13 protein-coding genes and 1 riboswitch are annotated in these 16743 nt (G+C 33.7%); of the genes, 3 read left to right on the forward strand and 10 right to left on the reverse strand.

The window, feature by feature from the left end:
* Positions 1–34 precede the first annotated feature (34 nt).
* The 3 genes from FBFL15_RS05505 to FBFL15_RS05515 are packed head-to-tail and all read right to left on the reverse strand — an operon-like array spanning position 35 to position 2264.
* The gene (locus FBFL15_RS05505; protein WP_014083650.1) at positions 35–568 is read right to left on the reverse strand and encodes an AAA family ATPase; all 534 of its coding nucleotides are present in this window, start codon (positions 566–568) and stop codon (positions 35–37) included.
* A 20-nt stretch (positions 569–588) separates the two neighbouring features.
* Positions 589–1710: a MauE/DoxX family redox-associated membrane protein gene (locus tag FBFL15_RS05510; RefSeq protein WP_014083651.1), complete on the reverse strand. Its 1122-nt coding sequence runs from the start codon at positions 1708–1710 to the stop codon at positions 589–591.
* 5 nt (positions 1711–1715) lie between these two features.
* Positions 1716–2264 (reverse strand): DUF1599 domain-containing protein, encoded by a 549-nt coding sequence (locus FBFL15_RS05515; RefSeq protein WP_014083652.1) that lies wholly within the window; start codon positions 2262–2264, stop codon positions 1716–1718.
* Positions 2265–2315: 51 nt separating this feature from the next.
* Between FBFL15_RS05515 and folP the strand changes: the two genes are divergently transcribed.
* A complete protein-coding gene (gene folP, locus FBFL15_RS05520) occupies positions 2316–3170 on the forward strand; it encodes a dihydropteroate synthase (protein ID WP_014083653.1) in 855 nt (284 codons plus the stop codon).
* 57 nt (positions 3171–3227) lie between these two features.
* Here the strand turns inward: folP and FBFL15_RS05525 are convergent, their stop codons facing one another.
* Together FBFL15_RS05525 and FBFL15_RS05530 are read right to left on the reverse strand one after the other, a co-directional pair.
* Positions 3228–3716 carry a DUF4199 domain-containing protein gene (locus FBFL15_RS05525; RefSeq protein WP_014083654.1) on the reverse strand — a complete coding sequence of 163 codons (489 nt, stop codon included), beginning with the start codon at positions 3714–3716 and terminating at the stop codon, positions 3228–3230.
* Positions 3717–3726: 10 nt separating this feature from the next.
* Positions 3727–4206, reverse strand: a complete 480-nt coding sequence (locus FBFL15_RS05530) for a YciI family protein (protein WP_014083655.1) — start codon at positions 4204–4206, stop codon at positions 3727–3729.
* Between the two features lie 518 nt (positions 4207–4724).
* Here FBFL15_RS05530 and FBFL15_RS05535 point away from each other — a divergent pair.
* Positions 4725–5936: an anhydro-N-acetylmuramic acid kinase gene (locus FBFL15_RS05535; protein WP_014083656.1), complete on the forward strand. Its 1212-nt coding sequence runs from the start codon at positions 4725–4727 to the stop codon at positions 5934–5936.
* A gap of 142 nt (positions 5937–6078) precedes the next feature.
* Here the strand turns inward: FBFL15_RS05535 and FBFL15_RS05540 are convergent, their stop codons facing one another.
* Both FBFL15_RS05540 and FBFL15_RS05545 read right to left on the reverse strand, forming a co-directional pair.
* Entirely contained in the window at positions 6079–6669 is a 591-nt protein-coding gene (locus FBFL15_RS05540; RefSeq protein WP_014083657.1) for an LURP-one-related/scramblase family protein, read from the reverse strand.
* A gap of 106 nt (positions 6670–6775) precedes the next feature.
* A complete protein-coding gene (locus FBFL15_RS05545) occupies positions 6776–8725 on the reverse strand; it encodes a TonB-dependent receptor plug domain-containing protein (protein WP_014083658.1) in 1950 nt (649 codons plus the stop codon).
* An 82-nt stretch (positions 8726–8807) separates the two neighbouring features.
* Positions 8808–9012: riboswitch (cobalamin riboswitch) on the reverse strand.
* A 64-nt stretch (positions 9013–9076) separates the two neighbouring features.
* On the opposite strand from FBFL15_RS05545, the gene FBFL15_RS05555 reads away from it, so the two are divergent.
* Positions 9077–10219, forward strand: a complete 1143-nt coding sequence (locus tag FBFL15_RS05555) for an ABC transporter substrate-binding protein (protein WP_014083659.1) — start codon at positions 9077–9079, stop codon at positions 10217–10219.
* 850 nt (positions 10220–11069) lie between these two features.
* On the opposite strand, the gene FBFL15_RS05560 is transcribed toward FBFL15_RS05555, so the two are convergent.
* From FBFL15_RS05560 to FBFL15_RS05570, 3 genes are read right to left on the reverse strand one after another with little or no spacing between them, the layout of a single operon-like run.
* Positions 11070–11516 (reverse strand): hypothetical protein, encoded by a 447-nt coding sequence (locus tag FBFL15_RS05560; RefSeq protein WP_014083660.1) that lies wholly within the window; start codon positions 11514–11516, stop codon positions 11070–11072.
* A 45-nt stretch (positions 11517–11561) separates the two neighbouring features.
* Positions 11562–13316 (reverse strand): porin family protein, encoded by a 1755-nt coding sequence (locus FBFL15_RS05565; protein ID WP_014083661.1) that lies wholly within the window; start codon positions 13314–13316, stop codon positions 11562–11564.
* Positions 13317–13357: 41 nt separating this feature from the next.
* The gene (locus FBFL15_RS05570) at positions 13358–16351 is read right to left on the reverse strand and encodes a tetratricopeptide repeat protein (RefSeq protein WP_014083662.1); all 2994 of its coding nucleotides are present in this window, start codon (positions 16349–16351) and stop codon (positions 13358–13360) included.
* Positions 16352–16743 lie beyond the last annotated feature (392 nt).

Below are 16743 nucleotides of genomic sequence, written 5' to 3' on the forward strand. Positions count from 1 at the left end.
TTATACGTTAATATTTTAATTTTTTTATTAATATTTAAAAATGATTTAAAATAAATGCGGTTCTTTTTGCTACAGTATCTTTGGGTACTTCTATCAATTGGTAGCCATAATCTTGATATGTTGCTACCAAATGCTTGTGAATTAATTGAGATTGTTCAAAATTTTCGTATCTTTCATTGTCGCTCACATAGATATGCTCCCAAGGGGGTAAAATAAATATCTTGGTATATTGATATTTTTGGCAAACTTCTATAAAATGTTTGGGATAACTGTCGCCAATGTAGTGCATATAAGCCAAAACATCGGGCAAACCACGGTCTATAAACACCAAATGGGCTGCCTCATTTTGGGCATTTTCGTATTGTTTTTTACGACCTTCTAATAGCATTTCGCTAAAAAGCAAAGGCTGTTCTAAAAAAAGTTGGGCAATGCCATTTTGTTGTGCTTCTAAGGTTACTTGTCTGGAAATTTCAGGATAACAACAATGCCCTTGTTGGGTTAAATGGTTGATTAGCGATGTTTTACCAGTTCCTGGCCCTCCAATAATTACAGCTATTTCTTTATTCATAAATACGTTAGAATAATGGATTAAAGGTTTTTATTGTGTTTTTTTAATTCTTCGTAGGATTGGTTTATTATAGTGGTTAGCTCCTCTCCATTGAATTTTTGATCGCCAATGCCATAATAAAATTTAATATCGTTGCCATTCCATAAATATTTGATGCCAGGCGTGTCTTTGCCCATGCCTAAAATTTTCCAAAACGGAATGATTTCTACAATTTTATAAGGATAGGTTGCACCCGCTTCTTTAAAAAAATCAGGTATCAAATCGGCCTCTTCATTCATGAATATTACAGACAAAGGCGGCATCGAAGGGTTTTTTAGCCTCATGGCCGTAAGTTCTTTTGCAGCGGCTCTACAATGCTCGCAACCAGGTACAAACAAACACATTATTTTTTTACCTTGATCAATGTGCGAAAAATAGGATTTAAACCCTGATTTAACTTTTTTAGGTTCGTTTTGTGTTTTTTCTTCAACTTTTGTTACACTGTCTTTTGCTTTTACAGTTGGTTTTATTGCAGCTATTGTACTGTCTAGTATAACGGTTTTTTTAGTTGGTACTTCTATGCTAACACTATCAATTTCAGTAGGTTCTATGGGGCTTACGCTGTATTTTGATGCAACAGGTTGTATAGGAGCCAGCATGAATAGTCCCAAAATACAGCCCAGTAACACGGTAGTTAAAACCCAAAAATTGCCTTTTGAAAAACTTAAATTTTCATAAATTTTATACAAATATCCCAACAATCCTATAGCTACTATGTTTTTGATGATGGCTTCGATAGGGGTCATAGGTAATAATTCTCCAAAACAACCACAATTACCAGAATTACCACCAGTTAAAAAGGTTACGTAGCTTAAATGTCCTACAAAAACTACAAGCAAAAGGATTGTAGCTGGTATAATAATTGTTTTGAGATAATTTTTTTGAAGCAACAAAAAACCTAAAGCAAATTCTATTCCAATGAGGATTCTAGAAAAATAAGGGGCTACTTGTTCTGAAAATCCCAAACTATACAACTGTTTGACCTCAAATGTTGAAATGGCAAAATAAGGCGATGGGTATAATTTGGCCACTGCCGAAAGTAAAAACAATAAGGCAACTACAATACGAATTGCCCATGTAATATAATTTTTATTTGCATTCATATTTTTTATTTTTGTAAGTTAAAATCCATTAATATTAAAGCGAAAACAGCATAATTTATCATGTCCTGATAATTAGCATCAATGCCTTCGGACACGATTGTTTTACCAAAATTATCTTCTATCTGTTTGACTCTCAGTAGTTTTTGCAAAATCAAATCGGTTAAGGAGCTCACCCTCATGTCTCGCCAAGCTTCGCCATAATCGTGATTTTTGGCTTCCATCAAATTTTTTGTCCAATGTATTTTGGCTTCATATAGTTGTATCGAAGTGGCCAATTCTAAATCGGGTTGTGTGGCCACTCCCAATTCTAATTGTATCAATGCCATTACGGCATAGTTGATAATGCCTATAAATTCGCCCGTTTCATCTTCGTCAATTTTTCTGGATTGATTTTCTTGTAAACTCCTGATTCTTTGTGCTTTAATATATATTTGATCTGTTAGCGAAGGCAATCTTAAAATTCGCCATGCACAACCATAATCCTTCAATTTATTGATATACAACGACTTACAAATATCTATTACAGCATCATATTCTTTTGAGGTATCCTTCATTTTTATTTTGTATATTTGTGTCAAAATTAATCATTTTTTTGATATTATAAAATGAATTTTCAAAACAACACATTACAAACTTCACAATCCTTGAATTGTAACGGTACCTTACTTGATTTGACTATCCCAAAAGTTATGGGCATTTTAAACCTCACGCCCAATTCTTTCTACGATGGAGGACATTTTACAAACCACAATCAAGTGTTGCATCAAGTGGAAAAAATGCTTCAAGAAGGGGCTACTTTTATAGATATTGGGGCTTATTCGAGCAAACCAAACGCCGAATTTGTTTCTGAAATGGATGAAATAAACCGACTAAAGCCTTTCCTTAAGCATATTATTAAAGAATTTCCTGGAATATTGGTTTCTATAGATACTTTTCGTAGTCGTGTTGCACAATTTGCAGTAGAAAATGGGGCTTGTATGGTTAATGATATTGCCGCAGGGACATTAGATGATAAAATGTTTGAAACGATGGCTCATTTGCAAGTACCTTATATTATGATGCACACACGGGGTACACCTCAAAACATGCAAAATTTAACACACTATAATCATTTAATTAAAGAAATAAACGAATATTTTTCTGAAAAAATAAGTAAAGCCAAACAACACGGTATTACTGATATTGTCATCGACCCTGGATTTGGATTTGCCAAAACCTTACAACAAAATTACCATTTGATGCAGCATTTATCGCTTTTAAATATTCATGATTTGCCTATTTTAGTTGGAATTTCCAGAAAATCAATGATCTATAAATTGCTAGAAACTACCCCAACCCAAGCCTTAAATGGGACAACTGTTTTGCATACAATAGCCTTACAAAAACAGGCTAAAATTTTGCGTGTGCACGATGTAAAAGAAGCCATAGAATGTATAAAAATAGTACAATGTTTGACTTAATTTGTATCGCATTTTAAATAACAGTATGAGATAGATTTTTATTTGTAATTTTAAATATTAGTTTGTTTTTTCTTTTTTGAATGTAAAAAAATTACTGCAATGGCAGTAGTAACAATCCCCATAACCAAAGCTCCAATGGTGCCTTGTATAATTATAATAATTAAAATAGGCTTTTGCATCTATTTCAGACGGATAATAACCCAATGCAACAGACCGTTTGATCATATTAGGAAAATAAGATGGAGAAATTATATAAGTAGTTACCCATTGTGAAATTGGGGTTAAAATAGCTATAAATACTGATAATATTACTCCGGATTTTAAACCTTGTTTGTATTTCATAATTCCATTGTAATATTGCTTTTTTTTGTTGTTTATTGCAAATACCATTGTAATAATAGCTGGTATTGCAAAAAAGTTTGTAACATACATTTGATAATCTATGTATTTATCATGAAAGCCCAAAAGTTTTTCCAATAGCATCCAAAGCACCACGATACAATTAAAGAGCAATGCCCATTTCATTTCAATTTTTACATTTTTCATGTTTATTTTTTTAAGGTTTTTCTTTCCAAATTTGATCTGAAATTGGAAGGTATTCTGGTAAAGCAGCCGAGCCGTACCAATACAAAACATCATAATCTAACAAACCGTTTTTTATTGCAGGATCGGATTGTAGGAGGTCTTTTGCTGCTTCAATGGATTGTATATTGTGTAATATAAAGATACCTCTATAATTTTTATCATTTTTTTCAAAAGGGCCAGCCACTATGAGTTTACCTTCGTTGACTAAATTATTGATGTTGGTCATGTGACCTTTGAAAATATCATGAATTAATTTTTGATCTGCAATTTGAGTTTGCCCCGTTTTAAGTATCACAAAATAATATCCTTTCATTCCATATTGATTGGCGCCTAGTTTTTCGGCTAAAATTTTATTATAATTTGGATTGGAATTGTTTTGTTCGACTTGTATTGTTTGTCCGATTGCCATATAGGACAACAGCGTTGTTATTATAATAAGTTTTGTTTTCATTCGTTTTTTGTAAGGTGTTCCTAATTGTTTTAAACAACACATTTTCGGGTTAAAACCCCTTTTTTTGTATCGATTGGCATGTATTGTGGTTACAAAAATATATTATTTTTTTAATAATACCATTTTTTTGCATTATATTTGTATTGCCATTTATGGTTGGAAATACAATTAAAACTCAAAGGACTTTTTTTGATACTGATGTTTTATAGATAAAAGGTAATAATTGTATGTAGTGCCGCTGTTATTCCGAAAGACATGTAGCGTTTGGAATAGTAGTAGAAATTCTTTTTGAGGCTTTTTCTGTCTCAAAAAAGATTATTTCACAATATTTCATTTCTTTTGGAGTTCAATGAACGTCGTTTGAAACGGATCGCCCGACCTTTGGGGAACGCCCAAATAGAGCGATGCTACTTTTTTAATTGTTGGAAATTTTATTATGTATAATTCAAAAATTATAATATTTTTTTAATTTTAATACACTAAGTTATCAATAGATGTATTTATAAATGTAAATCAATATGAACAAAAATATACTTTCGTTATATGAAATAGCACAAAAACCGATTAGAACGATTATTGGACTGATGTCTGGAACTTCGCTCGACGGACTAGATGTGGCTTTGTGTGAAATAACGGGTTCTGGCCAGAATACCAAAGTAACTTTGATGGAATTTGAAACCCTACCTTATACAGAGCAGACAAAAGAAGCGATTCGGAAGGTTTTTGCGAAAAAGCAAATTGATTTTCCCTATTTAGCAATACTTAATGAGCAGATTGGCTTGTGGCATGCCAACCTGGTTTTAGATTGTTTAAAAAAATGGAATAGAGCCCCAAACACTGTCGATTTAATAGCCTCGCACGGGCAAACCGTGATGCACTCGCCTTGTCATTTACATCAAATAGAAAATAGTCCAAATGCCACTTTGCAAATTGGCGATGGCGATCATATTGCGGTTCAAACGGGTATCATTACCCTCTCGGATTTTAGGCAAAAACATGTGGCCGCAGGAGGCGAAGGGGCACCACTGGCAGTGTATGGCGATTATTTTTTGTTTGGAACATCTACAGAAAACCGCATCATGCTCAACCTTGGCGGAATTGGCAATTTTACTTTTTTGCCCCAAAATCAAAACCCAGAACAAGTGTTTGTTACAGATACTGGAACAGGCAACACCCTTATAGATGCTTGGGTTAAGCGATGTTTTCCTGGCTTGGATTTTGACCAAGATGCTCAATTGGCTCAAAAAGGAACTGTAAATATTTTGCTGTTAGAGGCCTTAAAAAACCATCCTTTTTTTGAAAGTCCGTTCCCAAAATCAACAGGGCCGGAACTATTTAATATACAATATGTTCAGGAGGCATTAAGCAAAAGCCAAACACAGCAGCTTGCTGCAGAAGATGTGTTGGCAACCCTCACCCGATTTAGTGCCGAAACAGTTGCAGAGGCCATTGAATATTGTATAAACCAACAGCATGATTCAAACGAAAAATACACTGTATATGTGTCTGGAGGCGGCATGCACAATCCATTGATGATGCAGCATTTAGCCTCGTTATTGCCTTCTATTGCCTTTCAAAAAACAGATGATTTAGGTATAAATGGCGATGCTAAAGAAGCGATTTTGTTTGCCATTTTGGCCAATGAAACCCTTGTAGGAGGCACAACAAATTTTGGTAACAAGCAAGGTGTTCCTTCGGTTTCTATGGGTAAAATTTCATTTCCTGATTAAAAAAAAGCTTCAACTTAAATTTATTAAGAAGAAGCTATTTTTATTATTAAAAAAAACGCATTTTATGGTATTTAAGTGTAGTAAAATATGATTTTTCTTTAATAGTTTTAGGATTACTTTTTTTTAAAATAAAAAAATATTTTTATTTACGTTCTTTCAACACCATATCAATTGTAATGGCACTGGCAATAATAGCAACTTTATGATCCGGATGGTTCAAATTGGGGTTGATTTCGACTTTATATTTGTCTGCCGATGTAAATAATTCTTTCACCATGCCGTTCCATTTTTTTGAAATACTGCCAATATTTTCATTGTTTGGATCGGTTATATTAAATTCCCAGGCTTTCCAATCGCCAGAAATTTCTGCAATTAAAGTATCCTGAAGGTCTGTTATCATGAATTTTGGTTTAAAAAGTTTGAATTTTTGTTTTATCATGCCAATTTCATTCCCTTGTTGGTTTTTGATCATGATTTTCGACATCCAAAAAGTCCAACCTCTACTAATTGAAGCTACAATTTGTCCTTGGTTGTCTGTAATTTCTAACTCAAAAGGCATCATGGCTTTATTGATGATTAATTGTAACATTTTTTGCCCAAAACTTAATTTTTGTTTGATTATTCCAATTTGGTCGCCATGTTCGTTGTATATTTTATAGCTGTTTTCAAATTTGAAAAATTGTACTTTTTCATCGATAAAGTAATGGTTGGTATCAAAAAAATGAGTTTGCATAGTCAAGTAATTGAGTTTTATAATAAAGTTTTTATTTTTTTAGCAAATATAAATAATAAAATTTTTAAAAAAACATTTTTATTGATTAAAAAAAACAAATGATACATTATAACTTTATCATTAAACCAAATCTAAAATTGCGGCCTCTGGTATTGTATCCGATATTTTCTACAAATTTTTCATTAAAGATGTTTGTAATATTACTAAATACATCCAAACGATCTTTTATCAATTGGTATCTAATGGAACCATTTACCCATTGATAGGAAGCTAAAACGGCATCCACTTTTTGATAATTTTCATCAAAATAAAAATCGTTTTTGCTGTCCACATATTGATAATTCAGATTGATATGGGTACGTTTTTGAATTTGATAATCTATTGCAACATTTACTTTATGTTTTGGAATCAATCGGTTGAGGGCTTCATCTACATGAATATAAGTATAATTAGCTTGGCAAGACCACTGAGGGTTGAAGCGATATGCCCATTCGGTTTCGATGCCTCGGGCTTTGTTGTTGCCATCAATATTTACATACATTCCTTCATAAGTTACAGGGTTGGTATAAAAACCTATAAAATTTTCTTGTTCTCTATAAAAACCCACTAAATTTACTTGCCCTTTGTTTTTCAAAAAAGTAGTTTCAAAACCCATTTCAACAGTTTTGTTTCGTTCTGGAGTCAAGTTTTTGTTGCCATATTCAGAATACAGTTGGTACAAACTTGGCGTAAGAAAAGCGGTTGAGATAGAACTGATGAGTTTGATGGGTGTTTTTTTGAAAGTATAAGACGGATTGATATGATACACCCATTGATTGCCATATTGACTATGATGGTTGAGTCTGGCCCCCACATTGACATTTAATCCAAAAGTACTGTTGTAAACCCCAGAAAAATAGGGGTCGGCCATGTTAAATTTAGCATTTTCGGCCATGATGTTGCTATACGAGCTGGTATAGTTCATATTATTGAACTGGAATTGAGTACCTGTTATCAGGAAAAAACTTTTAGAAAAAACATATTTATTAAACGCATCTACATTTACATTTTTTGAAGCATAAGCATCTTGTGATACATCATTTAAAAAGCTATAATATGTTTGATAATCCCTTTTGATTGTAGTAAAGCCCGTTTGTAAGGTTAGTGCACCTTTTGTATATTGCCATTTTGGACTGATACCAAACCGAATTTGCTCTGATTTAGATACGTTTTTATCGGTATCATTGGTATTAGTATGGTTGTAGGTACCATCAAAATAGGAAGTTACTTTGTCAAACTGTCCTAAAAAATCCACTTGTAATGCGGCATTTAATTTGTAGTTTATTTTACCTAAATAATTCAATTTAGACAACCGATCGCTTTCATAAACTATTCCTTTTTCGGGTTCGGCAATTTGCGAAATACCTTTTGTTTCCGTACTATTTATCATGGCTAAATAGTTGATTTTTTGGTATTTACCTTGTACAGAAAAACCAGCGTTGATGTCTTCTGGGCTGCTTTTTTTTGTCCATGCGGTATTGTTTGTACCGCCATTTAAATAAGCATTGGCTTGTATTTTTTGATTTCCTGTTTTTTTCAAAGTAATATGAATTACTCCTGTTGCAGCACCCGATCCGTACAAGGTACTGGCGGCACCTTTCATGATTTCGATACTTTCTACGGCCTCTGTGCTTAATAATCTTAAATCAAATTCCATACTAATTCCAGAGGCATCCACAACGGGTTGCCCGTCTATCAAGATCAAAACTTGGTTGTTTTTGCCTCCTCTAATGTAGTACCCCAAGTTTTTGCCATTGCCACTTTGATTGCCATTCATTTCGATACCAGCAACACTATTGAGCACCGTGGCAACAGACTGCCCAGCAAAATTTTGAAGTGCTTCACTCGAAATTTTTGTAATCACTTTACCCGATTTTTCTTTAGATAGGGCAAATTTTGAATCCAATACCACTACTTCGTCTAACGTTGTGGTGTTTTCAATTTTTTTTTCTTGCGACCATACGCAAACACTCATCAATGCAGTAATTACACTGATTTGAACCTTTTTTTTGTTCATTTTTTTAAACATTTTTAAATCATAAAAATGGGAGAAAAGCACAGAATTTACCCATACCCAAACCTTTTTTCCCGAAAGTTTGATACTCGTTTTGAAATGGGCAGGTCTCCTGGCTTGCGTCTTGTTGTGTACCTTCCCATCATTTTTTTGATAGTGGTTTTGTAGATTACAACAAGCTTTTTAGCATACAGTTGCGGGTACAGCTCAGGCATTGCACCTGATTCCCTTTTAATATTGTTATTTTTTTTCGTAAGAAATAACAACAACCTCAATTCGGGTGCAAAGCTATAACTTTTTTTTATTTTTAAAGCCAAATAACTTTTATATTTGCAAATTCATAAAAATGAGTCCATGAAATTATTTATTGAAAAAGTTCTGTTGTATTTAGGTCTATTTTTATTGCTGTGTTGCCAAAGCAAAACCGATAGCAAACCATCAAAACCTCATAATCCTAATGCTATAATTAAATACGCCAAAGGACTTTCTATAGTCCAATACAAAGATGTTGCCGTAGTTACCATAGAGGACGCTTGGCCACATGCCACAGAAAAATTTAAGTATATACTTTATAAAAACAATGCTGTTGTACCCGATTCTTTAAAAGAATTTACTGCTATACCAGTTCCTATCAAAACATTAGTGGCCACCTCTACCACATTTGTATCGGCTTTAGAAATGCTTGATGTAGAAAATGCTTTGGTTGGTTTTCCGCATTTAGAGTATATTTCGTCGCCAAAAGTAAGACAACGAATTGAGGCGGGTTTTGTAAAAGAATTGGGAAACAATCAAGCCTTAAATATAGAAACGATTATCGATTTGAACCCCGATATTGTTATGGCTTATGGGATAGATCAGCATAATCCAGAGTTGGAAAATTTACAAAAAAGTGGCTTAAAAGTAATTGTAAATGGCGACTGGAACGAACAAAGCCCTTTGGGGAAAGCAGAGTGGCTTAAATTATATGGTTTGTTATTTGATCAGGAAAAAAAAGCCAATGAATGGTTTCAAAAAATAGAAAAATCTTATCAAGAAACCCAAAAACTAGCAACACACGCTGCCTCAAAACCAACCGTTTTGTGTGGTGCCATGATCGAAAATCAGTGGTTTATGCCACAAGGCGATTCTTGGGGAAGTTTGTTTATAAAAGAGGCCAATGCTACATATTTGTGGGGCAATACTCACGGTACTGGTAGCTTGTCTTTATCATTTGAGGCGGTGTTGGAAAAAGCCCAAAAAGCCCAATTTTGGATTGGCCCAGGCGATGCCACATCATTGGCGGATATGCCACAAAAAAACTTGCATTATACCCAATTTGACGCTTATAAAAAGAAACAAATCTATACGTTTAGCACCAAAAAAGGCCCAACTGGCGGTGTACTGTATTATGAAATGGCACCAAACAGACCCGATTTGGTATTGCTTGATTTGGTAAAAATTTTGCATCCCGAGCTTTTGCCCAACCATCAATTGTTGTTTTTTGATCAGTTACAATAGTCCTTATTTTTAATAATATTATGTTTTTTGTGGCTTTATATTTAAAATTTTGTATTAAAACCTATCTTATTTCTTGTATATAATGATTAATATTATACCTTTGTAGAAAAAAATATTGATTACTCATTATTTTTTTCATCAATAGTAGTAAAAGATTTACATAAAAAACTAAGCGAAATTTTTGTATTTTCATTCATCATAAATTATTTTTTGCGTCGCTTGTGGGTTTATGTTTTGGTTTGTATATTTTTTAATATATTTTAGTATAAATCAGTTTAGGTAATTAGAATATAATAATGACTTTTTTTATTAAAAAAGGGGTTTGTTTGTTGTTTTTTTACGTGAGAATAGCACTGAAAATCCTTTTTTGCCCCCTTTTTTGGGGCAAAAAGATTATTTCACATTATATATACCAAATATATTTATAAAGTCCAAAGATGCGTAGTTATTTTTTAGAAAAAATTTTCAAAAAAAATCATTGGATAGTAAGGCTACGGAACTATTTTTTTTGACTCATTTTAGCAAAAAAGAACCAATAGATTGGACTATTTTATATGTATATTCGGTATTATATTTCTTTTGGAGATCAAAGAACGTTGTTTGAAACGGATAACCCGACCCGAAGTTTTACGGAGGGACACGCCCAAATTCTGAATTGGATAATTGAATGTTTAATTTAAAGTTATTTTATACCAAACACTTATATAAAATAGTCTAAAAATGCAATGCTATTTTTTTTAAAGATTTTATAAAAAAATCATTTCATAGCTGGGCTACGTAATTATTTTTTTGTAAAATATTTGGAGAAAAAGAGCTAGCAGATTGGGCTATTTTATGTGAGTGTTTGGTATTATATTACGTCTTCTATGGTGTAAATCGTATTTTGGATAGAAAATTCATAACCTATTTTTTTTCCAATGATTTGTTTGCCTAAAGGCGATTGTGGGGACAATGCAATAATGGTTTGCTTGTTTATACTGATTTTAGGCATGGCACAACTCACAAATAGGTACATCCCGTTGGTTTTGATGAGACTCCCAAGGGCAGCCACTTGGTGTTTTTGGGTGGCATCTATTTGGTCTAAAATGTTTTTTTGTTGGTTGATTTCGGCCACTTTTTGGTTCAATTTTTCTTGTTCAAGGTGCATCATGGATAGGGCTGTTTCGTGTTTGTCGCCTGCAGATCCTTTGGCATCATTTTGTGCGTCTAATGCCAGTTCGTGTATCATGTCCTGAAAAATATCCAGTTTGTCTTGTACTAATTGTTTGTAATGTTGTAATACTTTGTTTTTTTCCATTTTTAATAGGATATTATAGTCAAATTATAAGTTGAACACGGATGGTTATAAATCTAAATCAAATTGATATGAAGCTCCTAGCATGATTTGAAACCCTTGAACAGGATAATGCAACCATTTTTGATACGATTGATTGGCAATATTGTGGGCTCTAATGCCTGCAGTCCATCTTTTATTATATTTGTAATCCAAATGGGCGTTGAGATCGAAATAACCAGGTAATGTTTTGTGATGATCTACTGCAACCAATGTCATAACACCTAAATTTTGTTGTATATCCTCACGTTTTGACACTACAAACAAATCGGTTCCTGCAAACCATTTTGGCGTAATTTCAAAATCAAAAGTGGCATTGAGGGTCAAATTGGGTCTGTTCCAGGCTTTTTCTTGTATAGTGGGTTGGTACATATTGAAAGTACCATGACAATTAAAGGATAATCTGTTTGAAAAATCTCCTTTTATTTCAGCAAATAGTTGCATGGTTTTTAGATTGTCATAATACACCTCAAAGGCATTTCCGTAATTATAATCTTTCAAATTTAAAGCATTAGTATTGAAATCTTGTGCTTTGAACCCTATTTTATTTTGTTCGCTTAGCCAAGACAATTTGGCATTGTAAACAACACTCGACGACCATTTGCCACGCAAACCACCATACAATGCTAGTTGTTGCTTGGTGGGTTGCATCAATTGGCTTGGACTAATGTAGGGATTGATTTCTACCGCATTTTGATAGGTATTTTGGATAACATTGCCTGTTGCTCCTGCATAAAAAACCAATAAATCATCTACAATTTTAAAACTGGCTTGTATGTTTGGATAGACGTAAAAATAGCCAGATTTGTTTTCGAAGTCAGCTATGTAGCCCAAATTTGTTCCTACTTGAAACGTCCAATCGTTGCGATTCAATACCCAATTTGGATTGAACCCTAATTTTATAAAACCATATTTATTTGTTGTGTTTTGTTCATTAATTATTAATTGAGCTACACTTCCTCCTACATAGTCCACTATAAAAGTAGTATTTATAGTTTGATCCAACAAATGAAACACCATGGAAGGTTCAACCTGCAATCGGTTTTCGGTTGTGTTCATTCGATCCCAAAAATGTTGGGCATTGATGTCTATTTTTTTCAGGAAACTGTTGTTCATACAAAGCTGCCCACTTGCCCATACAGTATGGTAACTTTGTTTGGTATCTAACGAATGTAACAATGTTTCGCCACCATTTTCTTTGACGTAATCGGGCAAACCATACCAATGGTATATTTGATTTTGATAGCCCAAATGGGTATTCCATTGGGTGTTTTTTTGTTTGCTGCTATATGTCAATTCTGCTTTTGATGTATAAAAGGCATCGGGCAACAATACTCCATCGATGCCTCCTTGCGATGACAAATGTTGTAAACTTGCCGAAACATAATCGGCAGCCGATAATTTTTTTGTAGCAAATAAATCGGCATCTATCGTACCATAATTTCCACCAAAAAGGCTTGCGTAATTATCATAAAACAAGGCTTTTGGGCTTTGTTCTACAGCGGCAGCTACACCCTTAATGGGTGTAAAAGTAGAGGCAACGGGCATCGAATGGATGGTATAGGTTAAAGGTTCTTTTTTTAATGCTTCTTCGTCTTCCAAAATGGGATTTTCTTTTATTTTAAATCCATCAATAATGGTTGGCGTGTAGGGTTTAACAACTTCGATGGTTTCAGTACCCAAGGCTTCTTCTTTTTTTTGTGCTGTTGCAGCCAATGAAAAAGGTATTAGTATAAGTACGAATTTATTTATGTGTAATTTCATAAAATTTATATTAAATTTTAAATATTAATTTATGTGTTTTGTTATTTTTGAATGGACGAATTTATTTGGCCAGCATCTAATTTTACAATTTCGAGGATTTGCTTGGCTTCTAACATCACATCGTCAAATTGTTTGAAGTTTTGTAGCACAGCTTCTAAAATATAGGTGGCCTGAAAAGCATCTTTAAGACCATGATAATTTTTGGCCATTACGATAAGCCCTTTGGCAGCAAAATATTTGTAACCCGAAAAATCTTTAGATAATTTTTGAATGGCTTTGTTAGAAAGCTCAAATAGTCCTTCTTTGTTTTTGAAATAGGCCTCATAATACAAGGCTTCGGCACCTAATTCGCCTTTGGCAGTTGGTTGCAATTTGGCATAATATTGCTTGGCTTTGGATTCCTCTTGATTTTGAAAGGCAGCTCTGGCAATGAACACTTGGGCATTGGTTTTGTCTGCAGTGGAAATTTTTGAATTAGCCAATACTTTTTCGGCATAAACAACTGCATTTGCAAAATCTTTGTTTTCATAATATTCTTGCATTAAGTGGGATTGTGCAAAAATCAAATATGGCACTGTATTGGTTTCTTTTTCTAATCGAATTAATGTGGGAATCGATTTTTGGTGTTGATTGTTAGTTAAATAAATTTGACTTAATTTAAACAACGCCTCTTCTGAAAACTCATTTTGAGATCCGCTACAAACCGCTTCATAATGAACAGCGGCTTTGGCTTGTGCTGCTTGATTAAAATACAATTGACCTAAATAAAAATGGGCATTTAAGGCATGAAAACCCTCTGGAAATGACGATAAATATTTTTCAAACCCTGCAATGGCAGCTTTAACATTGTTTTGTAAGTATTGTTTTTCTGCAACTTGGTAACTATCATGGTCCAAATCGGCATTGCTAACAGCAATAAAAGGCAAGGTTTTTACCCAATTTGCATACACATCCACTTGATTTTTATCTAAATATATAAGTCGTGCGGTGGCCACAGCATCTAATGATTCTGGTGCATTTGGGAATTGTGCCACCAATTTTTTGAATTGAGCCAATGCTTCATCCTCTTGGTCTTGGTTGTATAAGGCCAAACCTTTTTTGAACAACGCTTTTGGATATAATACACTATTAGGAAATTCTAAAAGTAGTTGATCATAAGTTTTAATGGCCAATGCTGGTTTGTTTATTGTCAAATAAGTGTTTGCCATTTCAAAAAGGGCCGAGGCTCTTAAGGTTGATTGGGGATATTTTTTTAGAAAATGAGTTAAATACTCTATTTTTTGGGTGTTTTTTGAAATAAATCCAAAACAAATGGCTTTTTGAAAACTGGCATAATCTGCCTCTACACTTTGCAACTCAATGACTTTATTATATGATTCTATTGCTAACTGGTATTGTGCTGTCATAAAAAGAGCGTCTGCTAATCGCAAATGACTGTCGGTTACTTTAAGTTTATCGGCATTTGGGGTATTGATATAAGCCTGAAATTGTGTTGCTGCCAAAGCAAATTGTTTCAGTTTGAAATGACAATAGCCCAAATGATAGGTCAGGTGTATGTATTCGACCACATTTTTTGCGGAGGCATTGTTTTGAAAATCCTTAAAATCTTGCAACGCAAGGGCAAAACGGTCGAGTTGAAATGCTGATTCGGCTTTCCAAAAAGTAGCTCGGGTAGTAAAAATGAGGTCTCGGGGTGTATTGATGGCTTTTTCAAACCAAGGCAAAGCAGCGGCATAATTGTTTTCGGACACAAGCTCCAATCCACGATAAAAAGCTACTTTTTGAAAAATGGTTTTGTTTTCGGGCAAGGATGTTTTTTCTAATAATTCCAAGGCTTCTTTGTAGTTTTTTGAAGACAGATAAGAGTTGATGAGCAGTTTTTGAACCGTTGGTGTTTCAGGATTTTTGGGATATTGTGATATGAATTTTTGTAGCAAAGTAGAAACATTTTCGTACGGATTGCCTAATTCATAACTTAGTTTGGCATAATTTAAGGCTGCGTCTTCTTTGATTTTGATGTCGAAATTCATATCTGCAGCCGATTTGAATGCCATAAAAGCTTGGTGTTGTTGGTTGGTTTTCCAATAACTTTCGGCCAAATGGTAGTAGGCATTTTGAGCCACACCATCCTGACCGTCTATGATTTTGTTGAATTGTAAAATGGCTTTTTCGTAATCTTTTTGTTGATAGAAGGCATAGCCCAATTGATAGAAATCGGTGTTGTTCCATTTGCCGTTTTTGCCTTTGTATTTTTCTAAATATGGCCAGGCTTTGTCATATTGTTGGAGGTTGAAATAGCTTTCGCCTATAATTTTATGGAGTTCAGATTGTTCTGTAGGACTTGATTTTGCCAAAGCGGCTTTGCCAAGGGCAATGGCCTGATCGAATTTGCCTAATTTGAAATTCATATCTGCCTGAAAATAAGACAGTTTTTCTTTAAAATCTAGGTCGTTTGCAATGGTTTCAAATTGTTTGTTGGCCTCTTTAAAATCATCGTTTTGATAAGCCATATAGCCCAAATAATATTTGGCTTGTGCTCCATATTGATTGGAATGTACTACTTTATTCAAATAATTATTTGCCTGTATTTTGTCTTTTGTTATAAAAAAAACATACCCTTTTTGAAAATACAGTTGGTCTCGTTCTTTTTGATCTAATTGACTTTCGTCCATTTTTTGAAACCATTCTAACGATTTTACAAAATTGTTTTGTTGGAAATAATACGAAGCTACTTCAAAAAAAGCTTTGTTTTGATTGGCATTTGTAGGATAGTCTTCTATGAAATTTTCCATCAATAGATCGGCATGGGGCTGTTGCAAGTGCATGGCACAGGTAGCGGCATAATAAGTGCAGTCTGCTATCGTGGTAGTGTTTTGTGAATGGGATTGTAGTTTTTCAAAAATGATTTGTGCGGCAAGAAATTGCTTGGCATGAAAAAGGGACAATCCTTTTTTGAAATCTTGCGATTCGTTGTTGTAAATGGCTGATTTTTGGGCAAATAGCGAAACAGAACAGCAAAAAAAGAGCAGTAACATTAGTTTTGAAAAAAGCTTCATAGTGCAATAATATTTGAAATTCAAATGTATTCAAATATATTGTAAACGGCAAATTGTAGTTCCAATTGCTTTATGGGATAAAGTTTTGAAAAAAAGTGTTGCTTTGTTGCACCTTTTGCATGAGGGATAGAGCAAGGCACCATGTGCTCGTGATAGCCCGACCCCAAAAAAAGGAAGCCCCCAATGAACAGTTATGCTGATTAGGGGCTTTCTTTTTTTTGGGGGCATGCCCTTGTTTTTTGATTTAAAAAAGATTTAAAGATTTAAAAACAATATCGTTTAATTGACATTAATTTAATAATAATTGCACTTCATGCTTGTATAATTTTTAACATTTGACAAAGATGATGGATTTGAATAAATGCTTAACT

The organism is Flavobacterium branchiophilum FL-15 (genome assembly GCF_000253275.1).
GTDB classification, from domain to species: Bacteria; Bacteroidota; Bacteroidia; order Flavobacteriales; family Flavobacteriaceae; genus Flavobacterium; species Flavobacterium branchiophilum.